This window comes from Synechococcus sp. CBW1108 (genome assembly GCF_015840335.1).
In the GTDB taxonomy this organism is placed as follows: Bacteria; Cyanobacteriota; Cyanobacteriia; order PCC-6307; family Cyanobiaceae; genus Cyanobium_A.
Genome location: NZ_CP060395.1, coordinates 361304 through 378383, shown reverse-complemented (window position 1 = coordinate 378383; position 17080 = coordinate 361304). Strand labels below are relative to the sequence as shown.

Genomic DNA, 17080 nt, shown 5'->3' with positions numbered 1-17080 from the left:
GGGCCTAACTCGCGCCCAGGCACTGGCCCACCACCTCAGCGGTGTTTGTTGAGAGCGATGCGGCAGCCAGCTGCTCGAGGGCCCCGCGCATGGCCGCGGCGCGGGCCGGGCCGTAGCTCTGCCAGCGGCTGAATATCTTGGCCAGGCGCGAGGCCGTGATCGGGTTGCGCTGGTCGAGCTCGGCGATGCGCTCCGCCATGAAGCTGTAACCCGAGCCATCGGCGGCGTGGAACACCGGCGCATTGGCGGCCAGGCCGCCCAGCACGGCCCGCACCGAATTGGGTGCGGCCGGATCGAAGCGGGGGTGCTCCAGCAGCCGTGCCACCCGCTCCAGACCATCGGCAAAGGGGGCTGAGGCCTCCAGGCCAAACCAGGCATCGAGGATCACGGGCCTGTGCTGCCAGCGCTGGTAGAAGGCATCCAGCGCCTGCTGGCGCTCGGGGATCGGCTGACATTGCAGGGCCCGCAGCCCGGCCCTGGCCAGGGTCATCGACGGGCCCCCCACCGCCGCCACTGCTGCTCGAGCAGCAGCACCACCACTCTCTCCCCCAGCCGCCACCAGCCAACTCCACACTGTGCCGGTGAGCAGGCGGTCGCCGTTGCCCTCGGGCCAGGCCAGGCCCCACTGGGGCATGCAGCGCTCCAGGGCCGCCGCCAGGGGCTCGGCCAGGGCAGTGCCAAATCGCCCCTGCAGCGCCAGCAGGGCGGCAAACAGGGCCGGCGGATCCGGTTCCTGGCCGGCTGCGCTGCAGGCAGCCTCCAGTTCGGCCATGCCGGGCAAGGCCAGCAGCACACTGCGGCTGGCTTCCGAGAGGGAAGGGTCGGCCAGGATCCGGCCGAAGGCGTCAATAAGTTCCTCCTCCAGCAGCCCATCACCCCCACCGCCGGCCCGGGCCAGTACCGCCTGGCGCAACAGCACCTGGCCCGCATCCCAGCGGGCGAAGGGGTCCCTGTCGGCGGCCAGCAGGTGCACCAGCTCGGCGGTGGGCCGGCCCATCTCCAGCAGCACCGGGGCGGAGAACTGGCGCAGCAGGGACAGGGCAGGCGGGTGGTGCTGGCGGGGCAAGCCCACCAGGCGCAGGCTCTGCTCGGCCTGGTCGATCACCAGCAGGCGGGTGCCCGCCCCTTTCGGCGTGGCGGCGGCCGGATCCCCCTCCAACTGCACCGCCAGGGGCTCCCCGGCCTGGTCCAGCAGGCCCAGGGCCAGGGGGATCACCAGGGGCTGCTTGTCGCTCTGGCCGGGGGTGGCTGGGGTGTGCTGTTGTACCAGTAGCTCCAGCACGCCGGTGTCGCCATCCCAGTGGCGCTGGATGTGCAGCCGGGGCGTGCCGGCCTGGTGATACCAGCGGCGGAACTGGGAAAAATCAAAGCGCGGGGCCAGCGGATCGGCAGCCCAACCCTGGGCTGCCCCATCTTCCATGGCCTGCACAAAGTCTTCGCAGGTGGCGGCCGTGCCGTCGTGGCGGCTTACATAGAGCGCCATCCCCCGCATGAAGGTCTCCTCCCCCAGCAGGGTGTGGAGCATGCGGATCAGCTCCGATCCCTTCTCGTAGATCGTAGTTGTGTAGAAGTTGTCGATCGCCTGGTAGGCATCGGGTTGCACCGGATGGGCGGTGGGGCCGGCATCCTCGCGGAACTGGGTGTTGCGTAGCAGGGCTACGTTTTCAATCCGATTGAGGGCGGCACCGTGCAGATCCTCCGTGAAGCACTGGTCCCGGAACACCGTTAACCCTTCCTTGAGCGACAGCTGGAACCAGTCGCGGCAGGTGATGCGGTTACCAGTCCAGTTGTGAAAATACTCGTGGCCGATCACACTTTCGATGCGCTCCAGCTCGCCATCGGTGGCGGTTTCCGCATCGGCTAGTACGAGCTTGGAGTTAAAAATATTGAGACTCTTGTTCTCCATTGCGCCCATGTTGAAATGGCGCACCGCCACGATGTTGAATTCATCGAGGTCGTATTCGAGGCCATAGCGCTGCCCATCCCAGGCCATGGCGCGCTTCAGGGAAGCCATGGCATGGGCGGTGTAGGGCCCATCGCCGGGCTCCACGTGAATGCGCAGGGCCACCGGGCGGCCACTGGCGGTGGTGAAGGTGTCGGTGACCTCTTCCAGCTGCCCGGCCACCAGGGCGAACAGATAGGAGGGCTTGGGGAAGGGGTCGTCCCAGCTGGCGAAATGGCGCGCCGCTCCGCTGACGGGATCGGCCGGCAGCTCGCCGGTTTCGACGCAGTTGCCATTGGAGAGCAGCACGGGGCAGCTGGCGCGATCGGCTTCGATCCGCACCCGGAAGCGGCTGAGCAGGTCGGGGCGATCAGGGTGGAAGGTGATGCGGCGGAATCCCTCCGCCTCGCACTGGGTGGTGAACAGCCCGCCACTGACGTAGAGGCCTTCGAGAGTGGTGTTGCTATGGGGGTGGAGGCGCACCCGGCTCTCCAGCAGGAAGGATCCGGTGGGGGGCTCGGCAATCAGCAGCTCGCCAGCCCCAAGCTGGTAGGCCCCTGGCTCCAGTTTGCGCCCGTCGATCGCCAGCTCCAGCAGCTCCAGATCCACACCCTGCAGCAGCAGCGGGCCGGGCTCGGCGGCCGGATTGGGCCGAAAGGCCAGTTGCGCCGCCACCTCGCTGTGGTCGGCGTGCAGTTGCACCACCAGATCGGTGCGCTCCAGCAGAAACGGCGCCGGACGGTAGTCGGCGAGGCGCACCAGGGGCATTCGGATTACTTGTTAGGGGTGGGTTTGGCCGTAGGCGCCGCAGTCGGTTTGGCCGCGGGGGGCTGTTTGAGGGCGTCCTGCACCTTCGCCATCACGTCGGCGGGCACCTCCTTGGGGCATATCTCGGCGGCTCCCAGCACTGCCGAGTTGATCGAGCCCTTGCGCAGGTCCTCCAGGCCCAGGGGCTTGGCCCCCACCTGGGCGATCACCCCTTCGTGCTGACCCAGGATCACCTGGGCGATGGTTTCACCGGCGATGCCCACCGCCCTGTCGAAGGGCACCCCCGCGCCGCGGGCGATGCACACGTTGACCGCGGCGATCCGGGTGTAGAGGTTCATCTCCGCCTCGGTGGCTGGGGCCGCCCAGGCCCCAGACGGGGCCAGCACCAGGGGGAGTACCAGCAGGGGCAGCGCCAGCAGGGCTTGGAGCTGCCATGGGTAGGGGCTTGACGGGGAGATGGGTGGCATCGTCAGGGCCGGAGTGGGGGGCGTCAGATGGGGCCATGCTGCTGCATCAGGGCTCAGCTCCAGGCGGCAGGGGAGGGCCGGCCGCCTCGACGCGCACCTCGTGGTGGAGCTCAGCCAGCTCGAGAACGCCCTCCTTCCAGGAGTAGATCGAGCGGGAGCGGTAGCGGTCCTGGCCCACCAGGCGGAAGTGCTCGAGGATGTCCCATCCGTCGTAGTGGGACTCAAACGTCAGCTCATGTTCATCCACCTGGCGAATCTGGCTCCTGTTGGCGGCGCCGCAAAAAAAACCGCGACTGCGTTGCAGTTGGTGCCCGCACAGGTAGGCGTCCATGGTGCCGCTGCGGGAATACTGGGGCTTCTTCTCGAAGAAGTCGAACTCCTGCTCTGGCCACCAGGTAAAGCGGTAAGCCGCATCGCCCTCCACGGGCTCCTGATAGGCCTCCACCCGCACCATCATGTCGACGCGCAGGGCCTCTTCATCGAGGAAGTAGTACACCCGGCGCGAGCGCCAGAGGCCCAGATTGCGGGCAAACCAGCGGCGCAGATTGCTGTCGAGCTGGATGCGGGGCCGAACTGGTGGGCTGGGAACTGGTGGGCTGCTCATGAAATCCCGGCCCTAGGGCTCACGGCATTGATTGTCTCAGTCATAGCGGGGATGGACCGGACTGGCCCCATCCCCATAGGGTGAGCAGCGTGACCCCAGACCAGCCCAGCACCGAACGGCCCGCGCCAGCGACGGAACGCCAGGCGCTGAAGTTGCTGTTGGTGGCCTCCAACCACCACCTGGCCAGCCCGGACCTGCGCAGCCTGCTGCAGTTTCTCAAGGGCGAGGAGTGTGGCTTCAAGGTGAGCCTGGAGGTGGCCGATCCGGCCCGCCAGCCCGAACTGCTCGAACTGCATCGGCTGGTGGCCACCCCCGCCCTGGTGAAGCTCGATCCGTTCCCCAAGCAGGTGTTGGCCGGCCATGGGATCACCCAGAAGCTGCGCAGCTGGCTGCCGCGCTGGCAGCAGATGGAGGTGGTCACCAGCCTGGGCATGAGCCTGCGGCCCGCCGAGATCGACGGCAGTCGCACCCGGCGGGAGCTACAGCTGGAAGACCAGGTGCTGGTGCTGCGACAGGAAAACGAAACCCTGATCGATCGGCTCGGGGTGCAGGAGCGGCTGCTGCGGATGGTGGCCCATGAGCTGCGCACCCCACTCACCGCCGCCAAGCTCGCCCTCCAGAGCCACACCCTCGGCCAGATCGACGAGCCCCGCTTCCGCGACGTGCTCACCCGCCGGCTCGACGACATCCAGGAGCTCTCCAAAGATCTGCTCGAGGTGGGCACCACCCGCTGGGAGGCCCTGTTCAACCCCCAGCGCCTGGCCCTGGGCGAGGTAGTGGCCGAGGCCATTTTGGAGCTGGAGAAATTGTGGATCGGCCGCGACCTGGAGCTGCTCACCGACATCCCTGCCGACCTACCGGATGTGTTTGCCGACCAACGCCGCATGCGCCAGGTGCTGCTCAACCTGTTGGAAAACGCCCTCAAATTCACTCCCGATCAGGGTCGGGTGCAGCTGGCCCTGCTGCACCGCACCGACCAGTGGGTGCAGGTGAGCATCTGCGACAGCGGTCCGGGCATTCCCAAGGGCGAGCAGGAGCGGATTTTCCTGGATCGGGTGCGTTTGCCCCAGACTTCCGGCACCACCTCCGGCTACGGCGTGGGCCTGTCGGTGTGCCGGCGCATTGCCGAGGTTCATGGCGGCCGGATCTGGGTGGCCTCCGAGCCCGGTGAAGGGGCCTGTTTCCATGTCACCGTTCCGGTCTGGAGCGGCCAGGGCCAGCCCGCCTTGACGAAGGGTCACCCTGACCCGTAGCTTCCAAACCAGCAGCGCTTCCGGGCGTTGTGGCCTGGCCCCCATCGTCTAGAGGCCTAGGACACCTCCCTTTCACGGAGGCGACAGGGGTTCGAATCCCCTTGGGGGTATTACTTTTTCTGGCAGCTTTCTGGCAGTCTTTTGGCTGTTCTGGCCAGGTCTGGCTCAGGCCTGGGCGGTGCGCCGTTCGGCTTCGCGCTGCACGCCGCGCAGGTTGTTGGCCAGGTCTTCGCGCAGTCGCTGTTCGATCAGGCCGATCGGCATGCCTGGCCGGCCCTGCACGGTGAGCTCATAGAGCAGCCGGGTGCTCTCCCCAGCCCGGCTGATCTGCCAACAGCCCTCGAAGCGGCGGAAATCGCCGCGGCACATACAGAAACTCAGCACGCCGGCCTCCCGGTCTTCAACCAGTTCCAGCTCCACCCTGGCGCTGAAGCGCAACCCGCAGAACTGCTGGGTTCCCACCTGCTCCAGGCCCACCACGTTGCCGCGACGCCAGAGCTGGCGGGAGGAGGCCAGGTTGGGGATGTATCGGTTGAGGTTGCCGTAATCGGTAAGTACCGACCAGAGGCATTGGGGATCGGGGCTCAGGCTCAGCTGCACCGCCAGCCGCCGGGCCCCCTGGGGGAGCCGCTCCATCTCCTGCTGAATCGTGTCGAGGCTGCAGAGCTGCTGGCTAGCTGGATCAGCCTGGCTCGCTAAATCGGGCCCATTCACTGCCCCTTGGGACAGAAAACCGGCGGCCGACGACGGTACAAGGATCTGCGCCAAGGAGGCACGGTCACAGTGTGCTGGCAAACCTAGCGGTGTTCGCCACAAAATCGCAGCGGATGGGTTCCCTATGATCAGGCCGCTTTTCAGCGGGAAGGGTCTGCATGAGAGTTTCCACAGGGCGCGCCACCCAGTCCGACAGCCGCATGTTCACCGTTGTGGTGGAGGCCTTCGGCGCGGGCAAGCAGCGCCAGGCCGAACGGCGCTTCACCGTGCCGCTCGCCCAGCTGCAAGGCCTGATGCAGACGATTGCCCGCCAGGGGGGGCGGATCAGTGCCGTGCTCAGCGGTGATGTCAGCCCCCCAGAGGCCTCCCCCCCAGCACCAGCTGCTCCCCCGACAACCCCTCCCACCAAACCTGCTGCCGTGTCCCACGCCGACGTTCCCGTAAACCTCTACAAGCCGAAGGCCCCCTTCCTCGGCACCGTCGTCGAGAACTACAGCTTGGTGGGCGAAGGTGCCATCGGCCGGGTCAACCACATCACCTTCGACCTCAAGGGCGGCGATCCCCAGCTCCACTACGTCGAAGGCCAGAGCATCGGCATCATTCCCGATGGCACCGACGCCAACGGCAAACCCAACAAGCTGCGCCTCTATTCGATCGCCAGCACCCGCCACGGCGACAACCTGGCCGGAGAAACCGTTTCCCTCTGCGTGCGCCAGCTGCAATACGAGAAGGACGGAGAAACCATCAACGGCGTCTGCTCCACCTTCCTTTGTGACATCGAACCCGGCGCCAAGGTGAAGATCACCGGCCCGGTGGGCAAGGAGATGCTCCTGCCCGAAGACGAGGAGGCCAACGTGATCATGCTGGCCACCGGCACGGGCATCGCGCCGATGCGCACCTACCTGCGCCGCATGTTCGAGCCGGCCGAGCGCGAGAAGAACGGCTGGACCTTCCGTGGCAAGGCCTGGCTGTTCATGGGCTCCCCCACCACTGCGAACCTGCTCTACGACGCCGACTTCGAGCACTACCAGGCCCAGTTCCCCGACAACTTCCGCTACACCAAGGCGATCAGCCGGGAGCAGCAGAACGCCAAGGGGGGCCGCATGTACATCCAGGACCGGGTCAGCGAGAACGCCGAAGAGATCTTCGCCTGGATCGAAAACCCCAAAACCCACGTCTACATGTGCGGGCTGCGGGGCATGGAGCCGGGTATCGACGAGGCCATGGGCGTGGCCGCGGCAGCCAAGGGCCTCGACTGGTCTGAGCTGCGGCCCCAGCTCAAAAAGGCCGATCGCTGGCACGTGGAAACCTACTGAGCCCAGGGCCGCTTTTTGGCCAATCCCACACAGAAACCATCACAAAGTGGGCCAAGCGTCGGGAGAGGGCCCTGGGCCGGTTAAACCATGGATACCGGAAAGGCATCCATGGGCGCTGTGCTCACCAATCCACTGCGGGTAGGTCTTCGCCAGGAGCGGGTCATTCCCCCCCAATGCCTGGTGATCTTCGGGGCCAGCGGTGACCTCACCCACCGCAAATTGATCCCGGCCCTGTTTGAGCTCTTCCGCCAGCGGCGCCTACCCAGTGAATTCGCCGTGCTGGGCTGCGCCCGCCGCCCCTGGAGCGACGAGGAGTTCCGCAGCCGCATGGCCGAGGCTCTGGCAAATGAGGTGGCCGAGCACCCGCTGGCCTGGGAGCAATTTGCGGCTGGGCTCTTCTACGAACCGGTCGACCTGCAGGATCCCCCCTCGGTGGTGCGACTGGGTGAACGCCTTGCCGTGATTGACCGGCAGCGGGCCACCCGCAACAACCGCACCTTCTACCTCTCGGTTTCACCCACCTTCTATGGCAGTGGCTGCCGGGCCCTGGCCGCCGCCGGCCTGCTGAGTGACCCGAGCCGCAGCCGGGTGGTGATCGAGAAACCCTTCGGCCGCGACTACGGCAGCGCCCAGGAGCTCAACCGGGTGGTTCTGGCCTGTGCCCAGGAAAACCAGATCTTCCGGATCGACCACTACCTGGGCAAGGAGACGGTCCAGAACATCCTCGTGCTGCGCTTCGCCAACACGATTTTCGAGCCGATCTGGAACCGCAACTACATCTCCAGTGTGCAGATCACCGCCGCCGAAACCGTGGGGGTTGAGGAACGGGCCGGCTACTACGAGAGCTCCGGGGCCCTGCGGGACATGATGCAGAACCACCTCACCCAGATGCTGGCCCTCACCACCATGGAGGCGCCGGGCCGCTTCGACCCCGAGTCGATGCGCAACGAGAAGGCCAAGGTGCTGCAGGCGGCCCGACTGGCCAATGAGGACGAACCCTGGAAGTGCTGCGTGCGGGGCCAGTACGGGCCGGGGGGCTCAAGCAGCCAGCCGATCACGGGCTATCGCCAGGAGCCCGGGGTGAACCCCGAGAGCACCACGGAGACCTACGTGGCGATGAAGCTCTTCATCAACAACTGGCGCTGGCAGGGGGTGCCCTTCTATCTGCGCACCGGCAAACGGCTGCCCAAGCGGCTTTCCGAAGTGGTGCTTACCTTCCGGGAGGCGCCGGTGCACCTGTTTGACGCGGCCGGTGGCGCCCCCACTCCCAACCAGCTGATCCTGCGCATCCAGCCCGATGAGGGGGCGGAATTCAAATTCGAGGTCAAGGCCCCTGGCTCGGGCATGCGCAGCCGGCCGGTGGACATGGCCTTCTCCTACGACGACAGCTTCGGCGAACCCAGCGACGAGGGCTATGTGCGCCTGCTGGCTGACGCCATGCTGGGTGACCCCACCCTCTACACCCGCAGTGATGAAGTAGAGGCCGCCTGGCGGCTCTACACCCCCCTGCTGGAGCTGATCGAAGACGCCCCCGCCCAGTTGCCGGTCTACCCCTACGAGGCCCGCACCTGGGGCCCCGGTGCCGCCGACAGCCTGATGGCCGAGGACGGCCTGATCTGGCGACGCCCCTGATTTTTCATCCCTGATCCGCCATGTCGACCCAGCTCACTCTCCAGGCCCCGCTCGTCCTACCCCCCGCCGAGGTGCCCGGCTACCTGGAGCGCCTCTGGAGTGAGGAGTTGGGCAGCTCCCACGGCGCCGCCACCTTCACCCTGGTGGTGTGGGAGGGCTCCTGGCTGGAGCAGCAACTGGTGCGCTGCGGCCGTCTGGATGGGCCGATCACCGGCCTGCTCAACGAGACGGTGCTGGAGGCTGCCCGGGCCGCCGCGATCAACTGCGGGCTCCCTTTGAGCACTGCGCCCATGGATCCCCAACTGGCCTGGGCGATCGGCAACCTGGGTGGTGATCATCACGCCGACGACCTGCGGGGCCAGTTTGTCGAGGGGGCGATCAGCGCCCACATGCCCCGGCGACTGATCACCCTGGCCCCCACCCTCGATGGCGCCAAACCCCTGGAAACCCTGGTGGCGGCCTACTGCCCCCTACCGGAGGAGGGGGCCGGCGGCGATGCCTGTGGCGATGTGGTGGTGCTGCGGGGCGGCACCGGTGCCCTGCGCGAGAACCTCGACCTGGTGCAACCCTTGATCAGTCCCGAGCTGCCCTGCTGGGTGTGGTGGAACAGCAGCCTCGATGAGGCGCCTGAGGTGATGGCGGCCCTGGCCAGCGGAAACCGCCGCCTGGTGGTGGATTCGTCACTAGGGGATCCGCGCCGCTGCCTCGACCTGCTGGTGGCCCGGGTTGGTGCGGGCCAGCCGATCAACGACCTCAACTGGATGCGGCTGCGCAGCTGGCGGGAATCCCTGGCCATGGTGTTCGACCCCCCTTCCCGGCGGGATGCTCTCAACCACGTGGTGCAGCTCGACCTGGACGTCGAGGGCGACAACCCGGTGAAGGGGTTGCTGCTGGCGGCCTGGCTGGCCGACCGCTTGGGCTGGCACCTGACCGCGACCTATGCCGTCGATGGCGATGGCTCCGGCCAGGGGATCGGCGCCGAATTTGAGCGCACCGACGGCCAGACCGTGCGCTTTCGTCAGATGCCCGTGCCGGTGGGGGTTCCCAAGACCCACCCGGGCGCCATGGTGGGCCTGCGCCTGATCTGCCAGAGCAGCCAGGGGTCGCCGCTGTGCGTGATTCTCTGTTCGGAATCGGGCGGCTGCATGCGGCTCGAATCGGGCGGTATGGCCAGCATGGAGCTGGCAGAGGAGGTGGTTCCCCTGCCCAATGAAAGTGAGGAGATGGAGATGGCCCGCCTGCTCTCCGGCGGCCACGATTCCACCAACCCCCTGCTGGCGGTAGCTGCCCCGATCGCCGCCAGACTTCTCCCCTGAGCTCGCGCTCTCCCCGCCCGCAATGGCCTGCCTGATCGCCGCGCCCAGCAGTGGCAGCGGCAAGACCTTGCTGTCGCTGTGCCTGGCAGCCTGGGCCCGGCGGCAGGGCCTCCAGCTGCAGCCCTTCAAGGTGGGGCCCGACTACCTCGACCCCCAGCTGCTCAGCCAGGTGAGCGGCCACACCTGCCGCAACCTCGATCCCCTGCTTTGCGGGCCGGAGTGGGTGGAGCGATGTTTCCACTGGCATGGCAGCCGGGCCGACCTGGCCCTGGTGGAGGGGGTGATGGGCCTGTTCGATGGCCGCGGCCCCAGCAGCGAGGGCAGCTCGGCGGCCGTGGCTGCCCAGTTGGGCCTGCCGGTGGTGCTGGTGGTGGAGGCCTCCCGCCAGGCGGGATCTGTGGCGGCCCTGGTGCGGGGCTTCCGCGACCACGGCCCGCCGCCGGTGCAGCTGGCCGGCGTGGTGATCAACCGGGTGGGCAGCGAACGCCACCACGCCCTGCTGGCCGAAGCCCTGGCGAGCATCGCCGTGCCGCTGCTGGGGGTGCTCCCCCACCACCCAAGCCTGGCGCTCCCTTCCCGCCACCTGGGGCTGCTGCCGCCCGGCGAGCTGCACGACCTTGAGCAGCGCCAGGAGCAGTGGAGCCAGCTGGCCGCCGAACATCTGGATCTGGAGCAGCTCGTGCCGCTGCTGGCCCCCCCGCCCGTCCAGGCCGGGGAGATCGATCCGATCCACTGGTGCCTGCGGGACCAGCAACCGCCCCTTGAAGCCAGCGGGGGCTCAGGGTCTTTGCCGGTGGCGATCGCCAGCGATGCGGCCTTCCACTTCCGCTACCCCGAAGCCGGCGAACTGCTGCAGGCCGTCGGCCTGGAGCCGCTGGCCTGGAGCCCCCTGGCCGACGAGCCCCTCCCCGCCGGCTGCCGGGCGGTCCTGCTGCCGGGGGGCTACCCGGAGCTCCATGCCACCCGGTTGGCGGCCAGTCGGCGCAGCCTGGCAGACCTGGCCCGTGCGGCGGCCGGGGGGGTGCCGCTGGTGGCTGAATGCGGCGGATTGTTATTGCTCGGTGAGCAGCTGGCCGATGGCGAGGGCCGGCTGCACCGGATGGCCGGCGTGTTGCCCTTCCAGGCGCGCAAGGGGGGGCTGAGCCTGGGCTATCGCCAGGCCACGGCAAGGGCGGCAGGGTTGCTGGTGCGGCCTGGGGAAACCTTCAGCGGCCATGAATTTCATCGCTGGCAGCTTGAATCTGTAGCCAGTGGCAACGGGCTGTGGCAGCTTGATGGCTGGGGGACCGCAACCCGGAGCGAAGGATGGACAGCGCCGAACGTGCACGCCAGCTGGCTGCATCTCCACTGGGCTGGATGCCCGGTGATTCCCTCACGGCTGGCAGCCGCAGCCGGGCGCGCCGTGCCGCTGCCGATGAGCGCCGTTTCATCCGCCCCCATGAGCCCAAGCCCCTGATCCAGCAGGAGCGCTGGCGGCTGATTGTGCGCGGCCAGGTGCAGGGGGTGGGCTACCGGGCTGCCTGCTCTGCCCGCTGCCAGGAACTAGGCCTCAGTGGCTGGGTGCGCAACCTGCCTGACGGCTCAGTGGAACTGGAGGCAGAGGGCGACCCCCAGGACCTCACCGAGCTGCGCATCTGGTGCGAAAAGGGCCCAGCGCAAGCGGTGGTCAACAGCGTGGCCAGCACCCAGGTGGCCGCCACCGGTGCCGACTGGTTTGAGGTGCGGACCTGAACCCCATGCTGGCTACACCGGCGCTGGAACTCTTGCTGCTGCGCCATGGGGCCACGGGATGGGCCCTGAACGGGCGCCACACCGGCCGCACCGACCTGCCCCTGCTGCCGGAGGGAGAGGCGGAAGCGCGGGCGCTCGCCCCGGTATTGGCGCGGCAGCCCTTTGCGGCCGTACTGGTGAGTCCGCTGCAGCGGGCCCGGCGCACCGCCGAGCTGGCGGGCCTGGGGGAAGGGGCTCGCCCCTGTCCAGACCTGCAGGAGTGGGATTACGGCCGCTACGAGGGCATCACCACCGCCGAGATCCGCCGCCAGGTGCCCCACTGGACTGTGTGGAGCCACGGCTGCCCAGGCGGTGAGGACAGCGCCCAGGTGGAGGAGCGCTGCCTGCGGGTGATCGCCCTGGCTGAATCCCTGGCGGGAGCTGGGGCGGTGGCTCTGGTGGCCCACGGCCACATCCTGCGCAGCCTGGCGGGCACCTGGCTGGGGTTGGGACCCGCCGGTGGCGCCCTGTTCAATCTGAATACGGCCACGCTCAGCGTGCTCGGCCATGAGCGCGAGCGGCGCACGCTGGTGCGCTGGAATGTGCCCGTCGCGCCTGCGGTGAAATGACTGATCTGGCCAGCCTGCTGGGGGAGCTCGCGGCCTTTGGTCTGGCGATCGGTTTCTCGCCGCTGCACATCGGCCTGCTGCTGTTGCTCCTGCTCGGCCCCAAGCCCCTGCAGCGGGGCGGCTGGTTTGTGGCCGCCTGGCTGGTGACGGCCGCCCTGGCGGTGGCCCTGCTGCTCACGGTGGGTCACGGCCTAGTGCTCAGCATGGAAAAGGGCACCAGCCACCGCACCGGCCTGGATTTGCTGGCCGCCGGCGCCCTGCTGGGGCTAGGGCTCAAGGAGCTGCTCAGCAAGGAGGAGGAGGGGGCCGGACCGCCGGGCTGGACCCGCCGGCTGGATCAGTTCAGCGCCATGCCTCTGCCCCTGCTGCTGGCCATCAGCGCCGCCCTCCAGGTGGCCAGCCCAGACGACCTGTTTCTGTTTGCCAAGGCGGCCACCAGCCTGCTGGCCGCCCGCCTGGGCCGGGGAACGGAAGTGCTGGCCACCGCTGTGTTCAGCCTGGTGAGCGCCAGCCTGCTGCTGACGCCCCTGCTGGCCCTGCTGTTGGTTGGCCCCGAGCGCATCCTGCCCCTGCTCGAGCGGGGCAAGCAGGGGCTGTTCGCCAAGGGCGACCTGTTGGTGGGCCTGGTGAGTGTGGCCCTGGCGCTCTACCTGGGCTGGCAGGGGATCGAGGGCCTGCAGCTGGCCTGAGCAATCAGCGATCTGCCCAATCAGCAATCTGCCCCCAACCAGTCGCGCCAGAGCTGCTGGTCGGCGCGGGAGCTGGGATCGGCGCCCGGTGCGCTGGCCTCAAGGGTGACCGCCTGGCTGGCCCGACTCACCGCCACATACACCAGCTGGCGGCGCAGCACCGGGTCGCTGGGCCAGAACACATCGTCGGCGACGAACACCTCGGCGAAGGTGCTGCCCTGGCTGCGGTGCACGGTCAGAACGGCGGCCGGACCGAGGGAGGCAAAGGCGTCGCGCACCAGGAAAAAACGGCGCCACAGGCTCCTACCTTCCTGCTTGCCGGCGTCCTTGGCCTGTTGGCGCAGGCGGGCCAACACAGCCTCAAGGGCGATCCGGGCCGCCGTGCCCAACGGCGGCAGCAGCCTCAGGCTCAGCTGGCTCTCGCCCGCTTCCACCCGGGCGGTGAGGGTGTCGATCACCGGCGCATCAGCCACGCCGAAGTCGGCCAGGTCGCAGCGCTCCGGGATGACATCGCGCACCACCAGCTCCCGGTTCGAGCCCAGCAGCATGTCGGGCTCCTCGGCGGCATCTTCTCCCTCCCGGCAGGCGGGGGCCATCACCGCCGTGCGGGTGATCAGCACCTCGCCGGGCAGCACCGGCAGCTGGTCGGCCATCTCGCCGTGCAGGGCGCGGCGGGCGATCGGCACCAGCTGCTCGAGGCAGCGGTTGGTGTAGCAGAGGATCCGCGCCAGGTCGGGGTTGTCGGTTTCGGCGCTGCGGCGCAAGGCGGCCTGGGCGGCTTCCAGCCAGGCGCCCCGCTCCAGCAGGGCCACCTGGCCGGTCTCGGTGCGGATCGGCGCCAGCGCCGCTGGCCTGTGGCAGGGCAGGTCCCCCTGGCGCAGCCCGGAGGCCAGGCGCAGCACCGGCCCCTGGTGGCGCACCACCTGTTGCAGTTCGGCCCGGCAGGCCCGGCCCAGGCTGAACACCGGACTCTCGGGCTCGCCCACCGGCGGCAGCTGGGCCGGATCGCCCACGAACACCAGCCGGGTGCGGAAGGGGTGGGCGCAGCGCAGGGCAATCTCCAGCAGGCTGCTGTCAACCATCGAGGCCTCATCCACCAGCACCAGGCCTAGGTGCTCGAGGGCCAGGGCGGTCTGCTCGGTTTCCTCGCAGCGCTCCTGGTCCCCCTGGCGGCGCAGCTTGAGGCGCAGCAGCCGGTGGATGGTGGAGGGATACCAGGTGGGGGAAAGGCCCGCCAGGGCCAGCTGGGAGCGCAGCACACCCACGGCCTTGTGGGTTGGGGCTACCACGGTCCAGCAGAGGCCGGTGGCCTCCACCTGGGCCAGAAACCGGGTGGATAGAAAAGTTTTGCCGGTGCCGGCATAGCCGCCCAGCACAAACGGCGCCCCATCCCCTGGCGCGGCGAGCCAGGCGGCGAAGGCGGTGGCGGCGGCCTGCTGGTCGGCGGTGAGGGTGGGGGCTTCAGCCAATCGGGGCGAGCCAGCCCAGGGCCTGGGCCAGGTGCAGGGGGGATCCCGCCAGCACCAGCCCGGGCAGGGCCACCAGGGGGCCGATCAGGGAGCCGATCAGCACCTCCAGTCGGGTGTGGCCGAGATTCTCCTTGAGGGGCTTCCCGTGCTGGCGGGGATTGGCACTATCTAGCTGGATTTCACCTCTCTGGATTTCACCCATTTCAACTTGACCCATTGCATTCACCCGGGCTGCGGTGAGGCCGGCGGCACGGCGCACGCCGGAGGCGTCATAGAGCACCACGAAACAGAGCACGGCCGCCAGGCCGAAGAGGGGCCCCCCAAAACCCTCCACCCAGCCCAGGGCTGCGGTGGTGCCGGTGAGCAGGGCCGAGTGACTTGAGGGCATGCCGCCGGTTTCCACCAGCACCCGCGGATTCCAGCGGCGATGCACCACCAGCTCGATCACCAGTTTGGAGAGCTGGGCCACCCCGCAAGAGGCCAGGCCCCACCACAGCACGCCGTTGTCAAATATGGCCAGCAGAGGCTCACTCATCGGTCGCGACTGGTGATGAAGTCGGCCAGGGCGAGTAGGGGCGCGGCCTTGAGCGCCTGCGGCTCCCCGGTGGCAAAGGGTGCCAGGGCCGCCTTGGCCTCGGCCACCAGGGCATCGGCCCGCTGGCGGGATTCCTCCAGGCCCAGCAGCTTGGGATAGGTGGTCTTGTCGGCGGTGAGGTCCTTGCCGGCGGTCTTGCCGAGCACCTCACTGCTAGCGGTGACATCGAGGATGTCGTCGATGATCTGGAAGGCCAGGCCAATGCCGCGGGCGTAGGTGCGGAGGGCCGCCAGCAGCGCCTCTGGGGCGCCGGCGATCAGGGCGCCGCTGAGCACGCAGGCCCGCAGCAGGGCGCCGGTTTTGTGCAGGTGGATGTATTCGAGGGTGGCGAGGTCAACGGATTTGCCCTCGCATTCCAGATCCACCACCTGTCCGCCCACCAGGCCGGGGGCACCGGAGGCCAGGGAGAGTTCGCCCACCACGGCAAGCAGCTGCTGGGGGGGCACGCCGGGGCTGCGCAGAGACACCATCTCGAAGGCGCGGGTGAGCAGGGCATCGCCGGCCAAGATCGCCTTGGCTTCGCCGTAAACCTTGTGGTTGGTGGGCCGGCCGCGGCGCAGGTCGTCGTTGTCCATGGCGGGAAGGTCGTCATGGATCAACGACATCGTGTGCACCATCTCCAGGGCCACCGCCGTCGGCATCGCCAGCTCGCTGTCGCCGCCGGCCAGCTCACAGGCAGCCAGGCAGAGGATCGGCCGCAGCCTCTTGCCGCCAGCCAGCAGTGAATAGCGCATCGCCTCCCGCAGGGTCTCGGGTCGCTCCGGCCCCAGGGAGGCAGCGAGCGCCCCTTCCACCCTCAGGCGGGCGGCCTCCAGGTAGGCGGCGAAATCAAACGTGGTTGTTACCGCCGCGGTCATGGGGGCTGGGCCTCTGGCCATTCCTGGCGGGGATTCTCTCAGGCGGGGTGGCAGAGGGTGCTCAAGAGCGCAGAACGTTGCGGCCGAGAGTTCTGGCTTCGCTGGGCACAGTGTCTTTGATTCTGTACAGCTGTACAAAATCAAAGACAGCAGCAGAACACCACCCCCTCGACCCTGACCTCCCCCCGGATCCTGACCAGCCCAGGGACCGTCCAATCTCTTTTAAGGCACCAGATCGCCCAGGCCGTGGTCCAGCCCGGCCCGGCGGCACCAGGCCACCACGGTGTTCACCAGCAGCATGGTGACGGTCATTGGGCCAACGCCGCCGGGCACGGGGCTGATGGCACTGGCGATCGGCTCCACCTCCTCAAAGCGCACATCGCCGCAGAGGCCGCTCTCGGTGCGGTGAATGCCCACATCCACCACCACCGCACCACGTTTGACGTGCTCGGCGCCGATCATGCGCGGTCGGCCGGCGGCCACCACCAGCACGTCGGCCTGGCGGGTGAGGGCGGCCAGATCGGCGGTGCGGGAATGGGCCACCGTGACGGTGGCGTCGGCGGCCTGCAGCATCAGCGCCATGGGCTGGCCCACCAGGATGCTGCGGCCCACCACCACGGCCCGTTGGCCGGCCAGCGCCACGCTGTGGCGGGCCAGCAGGGCCATCACCCCGGCGGGGGTGCAGCTGCGGGGCCCGGGTTCCCCCTTGAGCAGGTGGCCCAGGTTGAGGGTGTGGAGACCATCGGCATCCTTGGCCGGATCGATTGCCATCAGCAGGGGACCCTCCGCCAGCCCGGCCGGCAGGGGCAGCTGCAGCAGGATGCCATCACAGCAGGGATCGGCATTGAGGCGGCGCACGGCGGCGAGCACCTCCTCGGCGCCGGTGCCGGCGGCCAGATGGGCGCCGAGGCTGGTGATGCCGACCCTGGCGCAGGCCTTTTCCTTGTTGGCTACGTAGACGCCGCTGGCGGGGTCATCACCCACCCGTAAAACGGCCAGCCCGGGGGGGCGACCCAGCTGGGTGCCATGCATGGCAATCACCGCCTGCAGCCGGGCTTCGATTTCGCCGGCCAGGCGGCGGCCATCCAGAAGGGTGGCCATAGGAAAAAGAATTCAACC

General features: G+C 68.5%; 16 protein-coding genes and 1 tRNA gene. 9 read left to right on the top strand and 8 right to left on the bottom strand.

Annotated elements, in window-relative coordinates; genetic code table 11:
* Window positions 1–4: 4 nt before the first annotated feature.
* The 3 genes from pepN to H8F27_RS01980 are packed head-to-tail and all read right to left on the bottom strand — an operon-like array spanning window position 5 to window position 3781.
* Window positions 5–2710 carry an aminopeptidase N gene (pepN, locus tag H8F27_RS01990; protein WP_197150877.1) on the bottom strand — a complete coding sequence of 902 codons (2706 nt, stop codon included), beginning with the start codon at window positions 2708–2710 and terminating at the stop codon, window positions 5–7.
* Window positions 2711–2715: 5 nt separating this feature from the next.
* Window positions 2716–3177, bottom strand: a complete 462-nt coding sequence (locus tag H8F27_RS01985) for a cAMP phosphodiesterase (RefSeq protein WP_197150876.1) — start codon at window positions 3175–3177, stop codon at window positions 2716–2718.
* Between the two features lie 46 nt (window positions 3178–3223).
* Window positions 3224–3781, bottom strand: a complete 558-nt coding sequence (locus tag H8F27_RS01980) for a hypothetical protein (protein WP_197150874.1) — start codon at window positions 3779–3781, stop codon at window positions 3224–3226.
* An 89-nt stretch (window positions 3782–3870) separates the two neighbouring features.
* Between H8F27_RS01980 and H8F27_RS01975 the strand changes: the two genes are divergently transcribed.
* On the top strand, window positions 3871–5034 hold the full coding sequence (locus H8F27_RS01975; protein WP_197150868.1) for a histidine kinase: 1164 nt from the start codon (window positions 3871–3873) through the stop codon (window positions 5032–5034).
* Between the two features lie 37 nt (window positions 5035–5071).
* A tRNA-Glu gene (locus tag H8F27_RS01970) sits at window positions 5072–5144 on the top strand.
* Between the two features lie 55 nt (window positions 5145–5199).
* On the opposite strand, the gene H8F27_RS01965 is transcribed toward H8F27_RS01970, so the two are convergent.
* Window positions 5200–5670 carry an SRPBCC family protein gene (locus tag H8F27_RS01965; protein ID WP_197153298.1) on the bottom strand — a complete coding sequence of 157 codons (471 nt, stop codon included), beginning with the start codon at window positions 5668–5670 and terminating at the stop codon, window positions 5200–5202.
* Window positions 5671–5906: 236 nt separating this feature from the next.
* Here H8F27_RS01965 and H8F27_RS01960 point away from each other — a divergent pair, with 236 nt between their 5' ends.
* The 7 genes from H8F27_RS01960 to H8F27_RS01930 all read left to right on the top strand — a co-directional run bounded on the left by H8F27_RS01960 (window position 5907) and on the right by H8F27_RS01930 (window position 13040).
* Window positions 5907–7064, top strand: a complete 1158-nt coding sequence (locus H8F27_RS01960; protein ID WP_197150866.1) for an FAD-binding oxidoreductase — start codon at window positions 5907–5909, stop codon at window positions 7062–7064.
* A gap of 108 nt (window positions 7065–7172) precedes the next feature.
* A complete protein-coding gene (gene zwf, locus H8F27_RS01955) occupies window positions 7173–8696 on the top strand; it encodes a glucose-6-phosphate dehydrogenase (protein ID WP_197153297.1) in 1524 nt (507 codons plus the stop codon).
* A gap of 20 nt (window positions 8697–8716) precedes the next feature.
* On the top strand, window positions 8717–10012 hold the full coding sequence (locus H8F27_RS01950; RefSeq protein ID WP_197150865.1) for a glucose-6-phosphate dehydrogenase assembly protein OpcA: 1296 nt from the start codon (window positions 8717–8719) through the stop codon (window positions 10010–10012).
* A 22-nt stretch (window positions 10013–10034) separates the two neighbouring features.
* Window positions 10035–11468 carry a cobyrinate a,c-diamide synthase gene (locus H8F27_RS01945; protein ID WP_197150864.1) on the top strand — a complete coding sequence of 478 codons (1434 nt, stop codon included), beginning with the start codon at window positions 10035–10037 and terminating at the stop codon, window positions 11466–11468.
* Window positions 11369–11743 carry an acylphosphatase gene (locus H8F27_RS01940; RefSeq protein ID WP_197150863.1) on the top strand — a complete coding sequence of 125 codons (375 nt, stop codon included), beginning with the start codon at window positions 11369–11371 and terminating at the stop codon, window positions 11741–11743. Before H8F27_RS01945 ends, H8F27_RS01940 begins: the two co-directional genes overlap by 100 nt.
* A gap of 5 nt (window positions 11744–11748) precedes the next feature.
* Window positions 11749–12351 (top strand): histidine phosphatase family protein, encoded by a 603-nt coding sequence (locus H8F27_RS01935; RefSeq protein ID WP_197150860.1) that lies wholly within the window; start codon window positions 11749–11751, stop codon window positions 12349–12351.
* On the top strand, window positions 12348–13040 hold the full coding sequence (locus tag H8F27_RS01930; protein ID WP_197150858.1) for a GAP family protein: 693 nt from the start codon (window positions 12348–12350) through the stop codon (window positions 13038–13040). Before H8F27_RS01935 ends, H8F27_RS01930 begins: the two co-directional genes overlap by 4 nt.
* 20 nt (window positions 13041–13060) lie before the next feature.
* Here H8F27_RS01930 and H8F27_RS01925 read toward each other — a convergent pair whose 3' ends face one another.
* From H8F27_RS01925 to folD, 4 genes are all read right to left on the bottom strand, one after another.
* On the bottom strand, window positions 13061–14509 hold the full coding sequence (locus H8F27_RS01925; RefSeq protein WP_197150855.1) for an AAA family ATPase: 1449 nt from the start codon (window positions 14507–14509) through the stop codon (window positions 13061–13063).
* A complete protein-coding gene (locus H8F27_RS01920) occupies window positions 14502–15044 on the bottom strand; it encodes a divergent PAP2 family protein (RefSeq protein ID WP_197150849.1) in 543 nt (180 codons plus the stop codon). Before H8F27_RS01920 ends, H8F27_RS01925 begins: the two co-directional genes overlap by 8 nt.
* Window positions 15041–15961 (bottom strand): geranylgeranyl diphosphate synthase CrtE, encoded by a 921-nt coding sequence (crtE, locus tag H8F27_RS01915; protein ID WP_197150848.1) that lies wholly within the window; start codon window positions 15959–15961, stop codon window positions 15041–15043. Before crtE ends, H8F27_RS01920 begins: the two co-directional genes overlap by 4 nt.
* Window positions 15962–16183: 222 nt before the next feature.
* Window positions 16184–17062, bottom strand: coding sequence for a bifunctional methylenetetrahydrofolate dehydrogenase/methenyltetrahydrofolate cyclohydrolase FolD (gene folD, locus H8F27_RS01910; RefSeq protein ID WP_197150847.1), 879 nt, complete (start codon window positions 17060–17062; stop codon window positions 16184–16186).
* Between the last annotated feature and the right edge of the window lie 18 nt (window positions 17063–17080).